The 12,148-nt window shown below is 40.9% G+C and carries 10 protein-coding genes and 5 pseudogenes; 7 read left to right on the top strand and 8 right to left on the bottom strand.

Going from position 1 to position 12,148, the window contains the following annotated elements; all coding sequences use genetic code 11:
- Window positions 1-44 precede the first annotated feature (44 nt).
- The 3 genes from ACTO17_RS11770 to ACTO17_RS11760 all read right to left on the bottom strand — a co-directional run bounded on the left by ACTO17_RS11770 (window position 45) and on the right by ACTO17_RS11760 (window position 3,111).
- Window positions 45-995, bottom strand: a complete 951-nt coding sequence (locus ACTO17_RS11770) for a site-specific DNA-methyltransferase (RefSeq protein ID WP_482558070.1) — start codon at window positions 993-995, stop codon at window positions 45-47.
- Window positions 996-1,221: 226 nt separating this feature from the next.
- The gene (locus tag ACTO17_RS11765; protein WP_482558069.1) at window positions 1,222-2,499 is read right to left on the bottom strand and encodes a plasmid recombination protein; all 1,278 of its coding nucleotides are present in this window, start codon (window positions 2,497-2,499) and stop codon (window positions 1,222-1,224) included.
- Window positions 2,500-2,880: 381 nt separating this feature from the next.
- Window positions 2,881-3,111 carry a helix-turn-helix domain-containing protein gene (locus ACTO17_RS11760; RefSeq protein WP_482558068.1) on the bottom strand — a complete coding sequence of 77 codons (231 nt, stop codon included), beginning with the start codon at window positions 3,109-3,111 and terminating at the stop codon, window positions 2,881-2,883.
- A 174-nt stretch (window positions 3,112-3,285) separates the two neighbouring features.
- Between ACTO17_RS11760 and ACTO17_RS11755 the strand changes: the two genes are divergently transcribed.
- Together ACTO17_RS11755 and ACTO17_RS11750 are read left to right on the top strand one after the other, a co-directional pair.
- Window positions 3,286-3,906, top strand: coding sequence for a helix-turn-helix domain-containing protein (locus ACTO17_RS11755; RefSeq protein ID WP_482558067.1), 621 nt, complete (start codon window positions 3,286-3,288; stop codon window positions 3,904-3,906).
- A 31-nt stretch (window positions 3,907-3,937) separates the two neighbouring features.
- Window positions 3,938-4,762, top strand: a pseudogene (locus ACTO17_RS11750) (tyrosine-type recombinase/integrase); the annotation flags it as partial.
- A gap of 24 nt (window positions 4,763-4,786) precedes the next feature.
- Here ACTO17_RS11750 and ACTO17_RS11745 read toward each other — a convergent pair.
- The 3 genes from ACTO17_RS11745 to ACTO17_RS11735 all read right to left on the bottom strand — a co-directional run bounded on the left by ACTO17_RS11745 (window position 4,787) and on the right by ACTO17_RS11735 (window position 6,515).
- Window positions 4,787-5,548: an EFR1 family ferrodoxin gene (locus tag ACTO17_RS11745; protein ID WP_482558066.1), complete on the bottom strand. Its 762-nt coding sequence runs from the start codon at window positions 5,546-5,548 to the stop codon at window positions 4,787-4,789.
- A gap of 67 nt (window positions 5,549-5,615) precedes the next feature.
- The gene (locus ACTO17_RS11740; RefSeq protein WP_482558065.1) at window positions 5,616-5,834 is read right to left on the bottom strand and encodes a pyridoxamine 5'-phosphate oxidase family protein; all 219 of its coding nucleotides are present in this window, start codon (window positions 5,832-5,834) and stop codon (window positions 5,616-5,618) included.
- A 42-nt stretch (window positions 5,835-5,876) separates the two neighbouring features.
- On the bottom strand, window positions 5,877-6,515 hold the full coding sequence (locus ACTO17_RS11735) for an MBL fold metallo-hydrolase (protein ID WP_482558064.1): 639 nt from the start codon (window positions 6,513-6,515) through the stop codon (window positions 5,877-5,879).
- A 137-nt stretch (window positions 6,516-6,652) separates the two neighbouring features.
- Between ACTO17_RS11735 and ACTO17_RS11730 the strand changes: the two are divergent.
- Window positions 6,653-7,245, top strand: a pseudogene (locus ACTO17_RS11730) (transposase); the annotation flags it as partial.
- A 321-nt stretch (window positions 7,246-7,566) separates the two neighbouring features.
- Here ACTO17_RS11730 and ACTO17_RS11725 read toward each other — a convergent pair.
- Complete coding sequence (locus tag ACTO17_RS11725) at window positions 7,567-7,977, bottom strand: hypothetical protein (protein WP_482558063.1); 411 nt, start codon at window positions 7,975-7,977, stop codon at window positions 7,567-7,569.
- A gap of 695 nt (window positions 7,978-8,672) precedes the next feature.
- Between ACTO17_RS11725 and ACTO17_RS11720 the strand changes: the two genes are divergently transcribed.
- From ACTO17_RS11720 to ACTO17_RS11705, 4 genes and pseudogenes are all read left to right on the top strand, one after another.
- Window positions 8,673-9,476 (top strand): PD-(D/E)XK nuclease family transposase, encoded by an 804-nt coding sequence (locus ACTO17_RS11720; RefSeq protein ID WP_482558062.1) that lies wholly within the window; start codon window positions 8,673-8,675, stop codon window positions 9,474-9,476.
- A 139-nt stretch (window positions 9,477-9,615) separates the two neighbouring features.
- Window positions 9,616-10,023, top strand: a pseudogene (locus tag ACTO17_RS11715) (transposase); the annotation flags it as partial.
- 180 nt (window positions 10,024-10,203) lie between these two features.
- A pseudogene (locus ACTO17_RS11710) lies at window positions 10,204-10,654 on the top strand (transposase); the annotation flags it as partial.
- A 65-nt stretch (window positions 10,655-10,719) separates the two neighbouring features.
- A pseudogene (locus ACTO17_RS11705) lies at window positions 10,720-11,844 on the top strand (IS3 family transposase).
- Here the strand turns inward: ACTO17_RS11705 and ACTO17_RS11700 are convergent.
- A complete protein-coding gene (locus ACTO17_RS11700; RefSeq protein ID WP_482558061.1) occupies window positions 11,841-12,014 on the bottom strand; it encodes a hypothetical protein in 174 nt (57 codons plus the stop codon). The pseudogene ACTO17_RS11705 and the gene ACTO17_RS11700 overlap by 4 nt on opposite strands.
- Window positions 12,015-12,148 lie beyond the last annotated feature (134 nt).

Below are 12,148 nucleotides of genomic sequence, written 5' to 3'. Positions count from 1 at the left end.
TCGTACAGGATCACTTTCTTTCGTATTTTTTGTTTGCAAACTTATTATACATCAGAAAGTCCTGTATGACATTTTTTTATGGAAAAGTTGTAAAGTGGTGAATAAAACTCAAATGTTTCTTTTGTGATTGCCCAAGTCCTATTTACGTTTGCTGGAAATTGCTCACCATTTTTGGGATTAATCATAGTAAAAAAGCTATTGGGTCGTTCTTCTGCCGTTGTCTGTTTTGTTAAATCATGTATTCGCCAAGGTCTGTTAGGAATATCTTCTGTTTCATAATACTTTCGATTATTTTCTCGCTTTGTAAAAGCATTGAACATTTCACTTTTGGCATAAACCAAAATCCACTCATAATCTTGAGAAATCCCAAAGGGAACATCCGTTTTTGCGGTACGTTTTCTCCAAGGTATCATTCCTGCAAAATTCTGTTCTCCCAAAATGCTATCGCATAGCAGCTTCAAATTAGCTTGTTCATTGTCATCAATGCTTATAAATATAGCGCCTGCATTATGCAACAATTTGTGTGCAATTTTTAACCGCACTTCCATAAATGAAATCCATTTTGAATGAATGTATCCATCTGATTTTGTAATATAATTGTCATCATATTTAAAATCATCCACTCCTCTGTTATATGGTGGATCAATATATATTAAATCAATTTTTCCTTTATGTGTTTTCTCCAATAATTTTAATGCGGACAGATTATCCCCCTCTATTAAGAAATTCATCTTCCCATTGCCTTTATCAATAAACAACTCTTTGTCTTCTTTCAATACGGGAGTATGCGTATCAAGAATATCATTTATCTTTTCTCTATGTTCTTCAAAAACTAAACCATATTTTTTCCCATTGACATCTTTTTCTATTTGGTTTAAGTATAATAACAGATTTCCGGTGTTTTCATCTTGCGGTGCCGAAGCTATATACTTTCGTATCTCTTTTATTTTATCTAATAGGTCATCTCTCTTTTTCTTTGAAATGTTTATACTCATTAGTTCCTCCACAATATTAAATGTATCTATATCTTGCACTTGACTAATTTTACCATAAATCTAGTAAAAATAACAGATTATTGCGGAATTATCTTGTGCAATAGCGTGAAATAAACTCATTAGTTTTTATGTAATCCATCGAAATTTCGATGGATTTGTTATAGCTTGAAAATGATATACAGATTATATATAAATGATATTGATAAATAAAGATGTTATAATCTATTTACATATGGTTCCGGCTCATTTTTACACCCATAAGCTGTACCTGCTGTTCGGCAGCCTCCACATTCTGCGCCAACTGCTCCATTGTGTCTGTGCGGTTTTCAGGCTTGATTTCCGGCTGTATCAGTTCCTTTGGGTATTCCTGCCTTGTATGGATATCCATATAGGATTTCAGCCGGTAATAATAGCCTTCATTCCTGCTATCTTCAAACACAGGGGAAACTTCACCCTTTGAAGTCTGCCACCGCATAAGGCGTGGAAACCAGCACAGTCCGTCCACAATGATTTCCTTAAATGAATTGAGCAGCTCCCCAAGTGCGGTAAACAGTCCCCGAAAGCTGTTTCCTGCCTCTATATCCTCCCCACGTTCCACATGGTTCGCAAATTCCTCAATCAATGGCGCAAAGGGAAGGTACGCCTGTATAAACTGCTTTATCTTTTGGAGTGTATTCAGAAAGATATTGGAACTTTCAATCTCCCCGTCCAGTTCCTCTAATTTTTTCTGCGTAATGGATTTCTGATGGTTCAGAACGAGAATGTCAGCCTCCAGTCCTATTTTATCTGTTGATAGTTTTTCAATCTTTTCTTCCTCATTTGCAACTTTGTATTCCGCAACCGTCAGGTCATGGTTTTTGTCCTTTTTCTTTGCTCTTACTTCCTGCTGGAATATGGCTTTCATATAATAGCTTGCATCTGCCCGCATTTTATCCTGCAAAATTTCCGACAGGACTTGGGGCGTGAATACGGAACGTTTTGACACTTTTGTTGACAGCCCCCGCTTAAATCCCCTCCCTACCGGAACTCCTACAACGTGCATATGCGGGCTTGCTTCATCAAAATAGACTGCTGCATTTGCAATCTTAAAATCCGGCAGATACTCCTGCAATTTCAAAATGAGCTGCTTATAGACCTGTTTCATAAATATTTTGTCCCCGCTGTTCTGTTCCCCAAATTTTTTATCCCCGCATTGTATGATGACTTCCACCGTCATGTCCTGTTCCGTTTCGGACACATGTTCAAAATAATCGCCAATCCGTCTTTCCAGTCTTGTCTGCTTTGCATTGTATTCATGCAGTGCGGCATCAAATTCTTTACGGTATACATTTTTCACGTCCTGCATGAGATTGGTTGTCCCATAAAGAAGTGTGATGTTATCCCTGCTGTAATCCTGCGAATGGTATTTCCTCAGATTGTGTTTTGCAACTCCGGCGAGTTTTGCCTTGCTGTTGATTGCGCTTTTCTTATTGCTGATGTGGTTGCTGAAAGAAATCTCTCCCATGTTTCCTCCTTGATTTCATGTTGAAACAGTGCGGTTATCATCTTGGCTCTGCCATAGATGATAACCCCCTAGCAGTATTGTCAAAGCCAATGGAACATTGGCTTGCCAATACTGCGGGGCTCTCCGAGGGTATCCAGTGAAATGTGCTTTCAGCATATTGGAAACAATTTTTCGGCTGTTTTATGCCTGTTTTTCCAGCAGTCCTTTTATTTCTGCCCGTCTTTGTTATCCTTATCTGTACCCAATATACGGATTACGCTGAATTACATTTCTGCTGTTTCCAGCGGTCAACTGACTTTGTTCAAAGTAATTGCACTTTTTAAGTTCATTTTCCAAAAATGATTGTATTTTTTAAGTTCACTGTAGCTGCTTATCTGTCCTTTATACAACCGCCTTTCTTGTGACAGCCTTGACATTTCCCTTGTCCCGCAAATCCCTTCCTTCATTGACCGTCATAAACAGTTCCAGAATGTCCTTTTTGATAAGTACCTTTCTCCCCACTTTCAATACAGGGAGTTTATCCCATTCCACCAGCTTTCTCAGTGTGTTCCGACCGATGCCTGTGTAGTCTGCCGCCTCCTCAATGGAAAGGGCAATCTTCATTTCTGCCATTCATTCTCCTCCTCTTGAATTGCATTATGCAATTATATAGTATGCTTACTATACATCATTTATATTTCTTTGCCAAGCGTTATGTGATTTTAAAAATTATTTTTAACTTGCATACTGCAATAATGGTTTTGGTATGGTATACTTTAACCATACCGATAAAGGAGGAAACCCAACATGAAAGACAAAGAGTTGCGCCGGATAATCGGCGACAGAGCAAAACAACGGAGACTGGAACTGGGCGTCAACCAGCCTTATGTTGCTGAAAAAATGGGCGTCACCGCATCCACCATTCAGAGGTACGAGGCAGGAACGATTGACAACACCAAGAAACTTGTCCTTGACGGTTTGGCAGATGCCCTCCATGTTTCCGTAGAGTGGTTAAAAGGCGAAACGGAGGAATACGAATCTGACATTACGGATAAAAAGGAAATGTTAATACGTGATGCCATGTCTTCCATTTTTTCAAAGCTGCCTTATGACATGGAAACTTCCGAATCAGACTTTTCAAAAGACCTGTTGTTACTGATGTTGCAGGAATATGAGCTGTTTGTGGATTCGTTCCGCCTTGCGTGCAGGAAATTTAAAGGAAATGAGGAAAGCGCAAGACTTGCGGAGACAATGGGATTTGAATCGGAAAGGGAATATAATGAAATCATGTTCCTGCGGGAGATTACCCACACTGTAAATGCCCTTAATGATATGGGCGACATAGTGAGGCTCTACTCCAAAAACCCTGACACCGCCGCTGCAAGGCTTTCCGTTCTCTTATCAGGGGAAGATTCCGATTCGGTATAGCGGGACGGCAGATTTTATGCTATCCTTATTTTCAGAAAGCAAGAGCGAAACGGAAAAGCTGTTAAGGCAGGCAATGGAGGATTATGAAAGCAAGAAATTCATTGCAAAGGCGGATAATATCACTCTCGGACAGTTGCTTGACACATGGGCAGAGGAAGAATTAAAGACAGGAACATTGAGCAATGGCACTGTCGGTACTTATTTACAGGCAATCAACCGCATTAAACAGCACCCTGTAAGCAGACGAAAGCTAAAAACAGTTACTTCGGGGCATTTACAGCAGTTTATGGATTTGCTCTCATTCGGTGGAACGGTTGAGGACTTTGTTTCAAAGGGATATTCTATTGACTATATACGGTCTTACTCCGCAGTGTTGCAGCAGTCCTTCCGCTTTGCAGTGTTCCCGAAACAGTACATCACATTTAATCCCATGCAGTATGTGGTAATGAGACACAAAAAGGACGATATGGATTTGTTTGCGGAGGAAACGGACGCTGAAACAGGCAAGGTCAAGCCTATTTCGTATGAGCAGTATCAAAAACTGACTGCACAACTTGGAAAACGAAGCAAAGACGCAATCCTGCCTGTACAGATAGCTTATTTCACCGGGCTTAGGCTTGGGGAAGTGGCAGGCCTGACTTGGCAGGACATCAACCTTGAGGAACAATATCTGACAGTCCGCAGGAGTGTCCGTTACAACGGCGCTACCCATAAGCACGAAATCGGCTCAACCAAGAGGAAAAAAGTGCGTATAGTTGATTTTGGAAATGCCCTCGCTGACATCTTGAAGAAAACAAGAAAACAGCAGCTTAAAAACCGTATGCGGTATGGCGAACTCTATCACAAGAATTTCTATACAGTACCATTTACACTCTCCTCATCATAAATATTTCTCAATCACACTCTGCTCCACAACCTTTTTCCCAAGCAAGGTCATAGCTTGCTTCGGGCAATTATTGATACACCTATAACACATGGTACACTGGTTATTCTGTACCACTTTCTTATCAACAATCTTGATATTATTCATAGGACATAACTTTTCACACCTGCCACACCCTATGCACTTATTTTCATCCACTCGCAGCTTATCTGAATAGTTCTTTGTCTTATGTCCAAAATACAACCTTTGACCAAAGAAACCCGCCATGCGATATAATATGCCAATTCCCTCCTGGGTTGGTTTCCCTAATTTCAAAAGCTGAACCGACTTGCTAATCTTCTGCTCCGCTTTCTTCACCAGCTCCTTGTTCTTTTTCAGCGGACGCTTCAACACTTTTTCATCGCCTATGCTATCCGGCATTTTCAAATGCAATCCGCCTATTAGTTCTGCTCCGCATTGCTTTAAAAGCCGTCCAAGAATTCCTGCCCCATCACCACTAAACAATCTCATTGTGACAATAACAAAAACCTTTTTATTCTTCCACAGTTCTTTATTCTTAATTATAAAATCACGCAGTATCTTCGGCACAGTACTATATTGCACAGGATATGCAAATACAAACATTTCTTCATTTCTCACAGCTTCAACAATGTTATTATCCTCTATTGAAAAGGATTTAGCAGTTTCATCATATTCATTACAAAAGAATTCCACTGCGTATCTCGAATTGCCAGTACCGCTAAAATATATCCCTACCATTTATACCTCGTTTCCTGATCTGTTAAGACTTCCATCTTTCCAACTAACATAACACCAATATATTTAATCAATCCCTTATGATAAAAATAAATACTGCATTAGGATTATTTAGAAACTGCTTCACTCTAAGAGATAATGTATTTGTAGAGAAATAGAATTCCTTCAAACTACTCATTTTTCTAGGTTTTAATATTGCTTTTACATTCGGATAACCATTCTCATCCACAGAACATATGAAACTAACCTTTTGCTTTTTTATAAATTTTTGTATTGTGTTCAAATCCATTATCTAAATACATTTTCTGGTACTTTTGCTCCCGTGCACATTTTATTTCACCCATTTACGATTTCGCTTTGGTTTCCCATGTCCAAAATAAATTGTTTTCGCTCCCATTTCCCCAATGCGTTTTGCACTTTCTAACATTTTATCTTTATCTGTGTACAGCATTGATATGGTTGGATAAAACATATTCATTAAAGCATCTCCCACAAACAATTTGTCACCTTCTATCTCTAAACCAACAGAACCCTCTGTATGTCCCGGCAATTCAACAACCTTTGCATCAACACCATATTTATTCAAGTTGTCTCCCTCCTGTAAATACACCATTGGCTCAAATGCATCCAGGGTATCCTTCTCAAAACTATTTAAAGATACTAATAATACTATTTTCCCCAAAAGAGTTTTTGCCGACATTTTTTGTTTCCTATTATCCGGTATCATATTAATATCTTTTTTACTCATTGCAACCGGAATGTTTAAAGCATTAGCAAAATAAGCTGCATTTTGACAATGATCCATATGACCGTGAGTGAGTACAATTAAGCTAACCTGAAACTCCCTGCACTTTTCTAAAATCTTTTCCCGATATTTTTTTCTGCCTGTATCAATTAATATGGCTTTATCTTTATCAACCACGATATAACAATTCACATTACCCGAACTAATTCTATGTATATTAACCATAATATATATTGAACCTCACTTATATTGAACTCAGCAATTTCCCTAATTTAACCTGTTGTGCCAGTTGATTTGACATAAAAAATTTCAACAAAATGTGCTATTCTATAGTTGTACACGACTACGAAAGGAGGCACATTATGTTGAAGTTCCAAGATGATTATACCACTCTCATAGCAGCTTTTGAAGATTTTATTTTGCTTGTTTTAACAATTATTGATGGTTTGTATCAACAGTTTGTCTCTACATCTGTTTCACAGAGGAGAAATGTGGACACAGCAAAGATGTCTGATTCCAAGAGCATCACTTTGAGTATCTGCGGCAAACTGCCTGGGATAGACTCTGAAAACGCCTGATATTCCTTTGTAAAACGGAATTTCCGCCATCTCTTTCCCCAGATCTGCTGCTGCACGCGATTCAACTGGACCAGAAGAGCCCTTTTGCAGGTGACAGAGCTGATCCGTCAAAGGCTGGCCAGTCATTCCCCATACCATCCAGCCGTTATTTTGTGGTTGACAGCTTCCCCCTCCCAGTCTGTAAGTTTGGGCGGGCCCGGTACTATCGTTCCTTCTGTGCAGATGGTACAGATTATGGCAGGCGCCCTTCCAAAAAAGAAACCTATTTTGGCTTCAAGGTTCATGCCCTGGTTACCTTGGAGGGCTATATCACAGCTTTTGAGATCACCCCAGCCTCAGTGGATGACTGGGAGGGGCTCCGGGATCTTGCACAAAACCGCATTGGTGCCTGATGTCACTGAAGCCATCTAATTATAATTGGGGTATAATCTGTGCATGGCCTTCAACCGTATATTTCAGAACCTTGTGACCTTGCAAAAATCAAGCAGTGAATCTTCTGAAAATTAAGTTTTTAGCATTTTGAAGGGACTTTTGTGGTTTTTTTGTACATTTCGGTGAGCTATGCAGTTTTGGTTATATAAGTAGCACAACGAGTTAAGTTACACACTTTCTTTTACACTCTCGCCTAAAAGAAAAATACATCCGTACCTATGATAAATGCGTAACATTCCCCGACAGACTGTGTCCCTGGCAGTCGGTCAAACCCTGACAAATCCCTCCTTCCAATGCAAGTCCCCAATATAATAACAGCTTACAGCCCACTCCGTTCTCTCGTTCGCGCGCTGCATCAGGCGGCACTCTTCCCGTGCGCGCTCCTCAGTCAAAAAACATGAACTTTCGACAATATCAATCTCATCGAGATGTTCATTGGTATTCCACCCCTGCACAAACCATACAGACTTCGGCGCGATATGGTCAGGATTGTCAGCAATTTCTTTTTTCACGATTCCATACGTGCAGTCATATTCACAAAAGCCCTGAACATTTTCCAGATAATACCGCGCTGTTTCCTCTGCCTGCCCCTGTGTCAGGAAGAAACCAATTAGAAAATCCTGTGAATAATTGTCATAACTTAATTCCCTGTCCGTCAATATCAAACGATATACCATATACCGCCCACCTTTCTTATGACTTTCTTTTCATTATAAGAATACCAGATCACTGTGTCAAATGAATTTTGGTTCTTTCCACCTTCATCTTTTTAAATGTAAAAAATAACTAATCTATTACTCCGACATTTAACCTCCGGAGTAATAATCAGCGGGAAGTTTTTCCCATGAATAAGGCATTTCTACATATTTTTAAAAAATATGCCTTTGGGCATTTTTTGTAATAACCATTTATAAGTTTATCCTGGCGCAAAAAAGGAAACTGTTTTGCAGGAAGAAGGAATGTGGTAAAGTATAAAAAACAGTCTGCAGTTACTGTCTGCTGAAAACATCTATAGTAACCCCCCATCTTGCACAGCCTGCCGTCTAGCGGGCCGCATGGCCATCCATACTATGGAAGCCAAGGGCTTTCATAGTAAACCCCCATCTTGCTTAGCTTGTCGTGCGACAGGCCGCATGGCCATCCATACTATGGAAGCCAAGGGCTTTCATAGTAAACCCCCATCTTGCTTAGCTTGTCGTGCGACAGGCCGCATGGCCATCCATACTGTGAAAGCTTTAGCTTTCATAGTAAAGCTGACCAGTCAAATCCGAAAGTAAAGTTACACTATTGAGCTGTTGTTCTCAAATTGAAAAAATAGAAACTTTATGGTACTATGATTATACAAAAGTAAAATTGAAAGCGGGTGAGAAGCTTGACAGTGACGGAACAGATAGACCAGAAGCATCAAGAAGATTTACAGAGACTAAGAGGTTTTCGCCTGCTTGATGATGATTTCCTTACAAAGTGTTTTGAGGGAGATACGGCAAGCATAGAATTGGTATTGCAGATCGTGTTGGAAAAGCCAGATTTAAAGGTGCAGGATGTCCGTACCCAGGTATTTGTGGAGAACCTGCTGAACCGTTCGGTGAGGCTGGATATTTTGGCTACGGACAGCACAGGGGCAAAACTAAATGTGGAAGTACAGCGCTCCGACAAAGGCGCCGGGAACAAAAGAGCAAGGTATAACTCCAGCATGATGGACGCAAACCTTTTGAAGAAAGGCGAGGACTTCGACAAGCTGCCGGAAACGTGGGTAATCTTTATTACAGAGAATGACGTAATGGGAAAAGGGCTGCCACTCTATCCGATTGAGCGGTGCTTTTTAGGAACCGGGGAAAGATTTGAGGACGGTTCGCACATACTGTATGTAAATGGCGCTTACCGTGGAGATACGCCAATTGGGAAGTTAATGCATGACTTCTCCTGCACAGACGCTGCGGAGATGTATTATGGGACACTGGCAGACAGGGTGAGATTTTTCAAAGAGAGCAAGGAGGGAATCGAAATTATGTGCCAAGCTATGGAAGATATGAGGAATCAGACATTGAAAGAAGGAGCCATCAATTCCGCAAAGAGAATGTTGGCAGATGGGATTTTGACACTTGAAAAAATTGCAGAATATGCAGGACTTCCTCTTGACGAAGTGAAAAAATTGAAAACAGAACGAACAACATAAAACAAAATCGTAAGCCGGGGGAATGTAAAATAAAGTGTGTAAGTTAGAAATACTGCAAATCTAACTGCACACTTTATTTTTCTGTATAAGGTGGGCTACACTCAAAGAAAGGATGAAGAAAAGGATGGGTACAGCACTTATGGCACGAAGAAACAGACAGAACACAAGAGGAGCAGCAATCGCGCAGGCAATTATGGCGGAATACCAGCCGCAGACAAGGGAAGAGATGCAGGATGCCATCAAGGATATTTTCGGCCCGATGTTTGAGGCCATGCTCCAAGGTGAAATGGATTCCCACCTGGGATATGGAAACAACAAGCGCGGGGAAAAGAATACCACGAACAGGCGCAACGGTTATTCCCATAAGTCCGTCAATACTGCATATGGGAAAATGGATGTTTCCGTGCCCAGGGACCGGGAAGAAAGCTTTGAACCCAAAGCAATCCCCAAACGCACAAAAGATATCAGCAGGATCGCGGACAAGGTATTGTCCATGTATGCGAGGGGTATGAGCCAGCGCGGTATTGCTGATACTGTGGAAGATATTACTCCGGCGGTTAAATATCGACGTTTTTACTTGCTTAAATTTCCATCTGCCACGTTATGACCGATAAAGCGGGGCAGACCCTCATCAATCGTTGTAGCACTCGCTACAACTCATTCTTCCGCCTTGCAGATGAAAATTTATTCTGCATAAAATTCGTCGACATTTAACCGCCGGAGTAATATATACGGTTTTGATATTTCCCATGAGACCATTTCAACGATTACGGACAGGGTAATCGGAACTGCACAAAAATGGCAGAACCGTCCACTGAAAAAGTTCTGCACATTCCTTTTTGTCGACTGTATTTACGTTACCATACGCAAAGAGACGGAAACAAACAACTGTGCGGTATATGTCGTTCTGGGCTATGATGTAAACGGTATAAAGGATGTGCTGAGGCTGTGGATCGGCGAATCGGAAGAGAAACACTAATTGGATGCAGATATTTGTCGAGATCCGGGCAAAGGGCGTGGAAGATGTGCTGTTCATCAGCATAGATGGCGTATCAGGACTGAAAGAAGGGGCAGGAAGCAGCATGTAGCCCAGCTTTATAATTATGGAAATGCGGTCAGGGAAGATCATGTACACGACAAACGCCATAGAATCCGTTAACTCGAGTTTGGATAGGTTACAATAAACTGGACAGATTTTTTAAGGTCATATAATAGAAAACCAATAAGCAAAGGAGCATCCAATATGACCGAAACAAAACAGAAAAGAAAACCCTGCAAGTACACAGATGAATTTAAGCAGCAGCTAGTGGATTTATACCATTCTGACAAACGTAGATGCGATATCTGCCGGGAATACGATATTGCCCATTCCCTGTTTGATAAATGGGTAAAGCAGGCGGAACACTCCGGCTCTTTCCATGAAAAGGACAACCGTACACCAGAGCAGCAAGAACTGTTAAAACTCCGCAGGGAAAACCAGCAGCTTAAAATGGAGAACGATATTTTAAAGCAAGCGGCGCTGATCTTAGGACGAAAGTAAATGTGATCAAGGCGAATGCCCACAAATACTCTGTATCAGCAGTGTGCCGCGTCCTACAGGTAAACAGAAGCACTTATTATTACGAGGCAAAACAAAGGCCGGATGATTCAGAGCCTGCCTCGGAAATCACAGAAATTTTCAAAGCAAGCCGCAGCAATTACGGTACACGCAAAATAAAGAAGGAGCTGATGAAAACAGGTATCCAGACGCCGGATTGGGCGGATCATGAAGCAGCAAGGGCTTGTTTCCAACTACACAGCCGCACAATTTAAGCCGCACAAAGACACCTGCAGCGAATCTGAAACAGAAAATGCTGTGAACCGCCAGTTCCAGGGAAGGGAATACAGGGATGTTGTAATAAGCGATCTAACCTATGTAAGAGTCGGGACAGGCTGGAATTACATATGTATCCTTGTAGACCTCTATAATAGGGAAATCATAGGTTATAGTGCAGGAGAGCATAAAACAGCGGAACTTGTAAAAAAAGCATTCCAACGTGTGGAAGGAAACCTTGCGGATATCCGCCTGTTCCATACAGACCGTGGAAACGAATTCAAAAACCAGACAATCGAAGAACTTCTGGAGGCATTTAATATAGAACGGTTCCTGAGCCAGAACGGATGTCCATATGATAATGCCGCAGCAGAAGCGACATTTAAAATCATAAAAACAGAATTTGTATGGAATGAAACATTTGCAGATTTGAAGGAATTGAAATTGAAGTTATGGGATTCTGTGAACTGTTATAACCATCACAGAATACATTCCGCTTTAGGATATCAGACACCGGTACAATACAGGGAAAACAACCTTAAAAAAGTTGTCTAAAAAAGTGTTGATAATCCCGTGTCAATATCCGCTTCACGGACACCCGCCAGGATTTCCAGAATCACGCCCTCATAAATCCCGGAAAATCCTGCCAAATCTGAAATTCCGATATGCGAATCCTTCATCAGGTGCAATATCTTGTCCCTCGTACCGAGCGCCTTTGTGCCCATTGCTACGTTTTCTTTCCCTATAATAAAATCCTCCATTTCCTAAAAAATTTATATTTTTTGTTTCTTTGCAGGCAAAAAAATAGCGCATAGATTTTTGATTCTCTATGCGCCCTGGCGCTGTACTGCTTTATTTA

The sequence above is a fragment of the Petralouisia sp. genome (genome assembly GCF_056822245.1).
Note: the sequence above shows the minus strand (reverse complement) of the source record. Positions and strands in the feature narration are given on the sequence as shown.

Bases quoted from the DNA above. Each gene is read 5' to 3' on its own strand.
- ACTO17_RS11770 (WP_482558070.1), bottom strand. From the start codon at position 995: ATGAGTATAAACATTTCAAAGAAAAAGAGAGATGACCTATTAGATAAA.
- ACTO17_RS11765 (WP_482558069.1), bottom strand. From the start codon at position 2,499: ATGGGAGAGATTTCTTTCAGCAACCACATCAGCAATAAGAAAAGCGCA.
- ACTO17_RS11760 (WP_482558068.1), bottom strand. From the start codon at position 3,111: ATGGCAGAAATGAAGATTGCCCTTTCCATTGAGGAGGCGGCAGACTAC.
- ACTO17_RS11755 (WP_482558067.1), top strand. From the start codon at position 3,286: ATGAAAGACAAAGAGTTGCGCCGGATAATCGGCGACAGAGCAAAACAA.
- ACTO17_RS11745 (WP_482558066.1), bottom strand. From the start codon at position 5,548: ATGGTAGGGATATATTTTAGCGGTACTGGCAATTCGAGATACGCAGTG.
- ACTO17_RS11740 (WP_482558065.1), bottom strand. From the start codon at position 5,834: ATGGATTTGAACACAATACAAAAATTTATAAAAAAGCAAAAGGTTAGT.
- ACTO17_RS11735 (WP_482558064.1), bottom strand. From the start codon at position 6,515: ATGGTTAATATACATAGAATTAGTTCGGGTAATGTGAATTGTTATATC.
- ACTO17_RS11725 (WP_482558063.1), bottom strand. From the start codon at position 7,977: ATGGTATATCGTTTGATATTGACGGACAGGGAATTAAGTTATGACAAT.
- ACTO17_RS11700 (WP_482558061.1), bottom strand. From the start codon at position 12,014: ATGGGCACAAAGGCGCTCGGTACGAGGGACAAGATATTGCACCTGATG.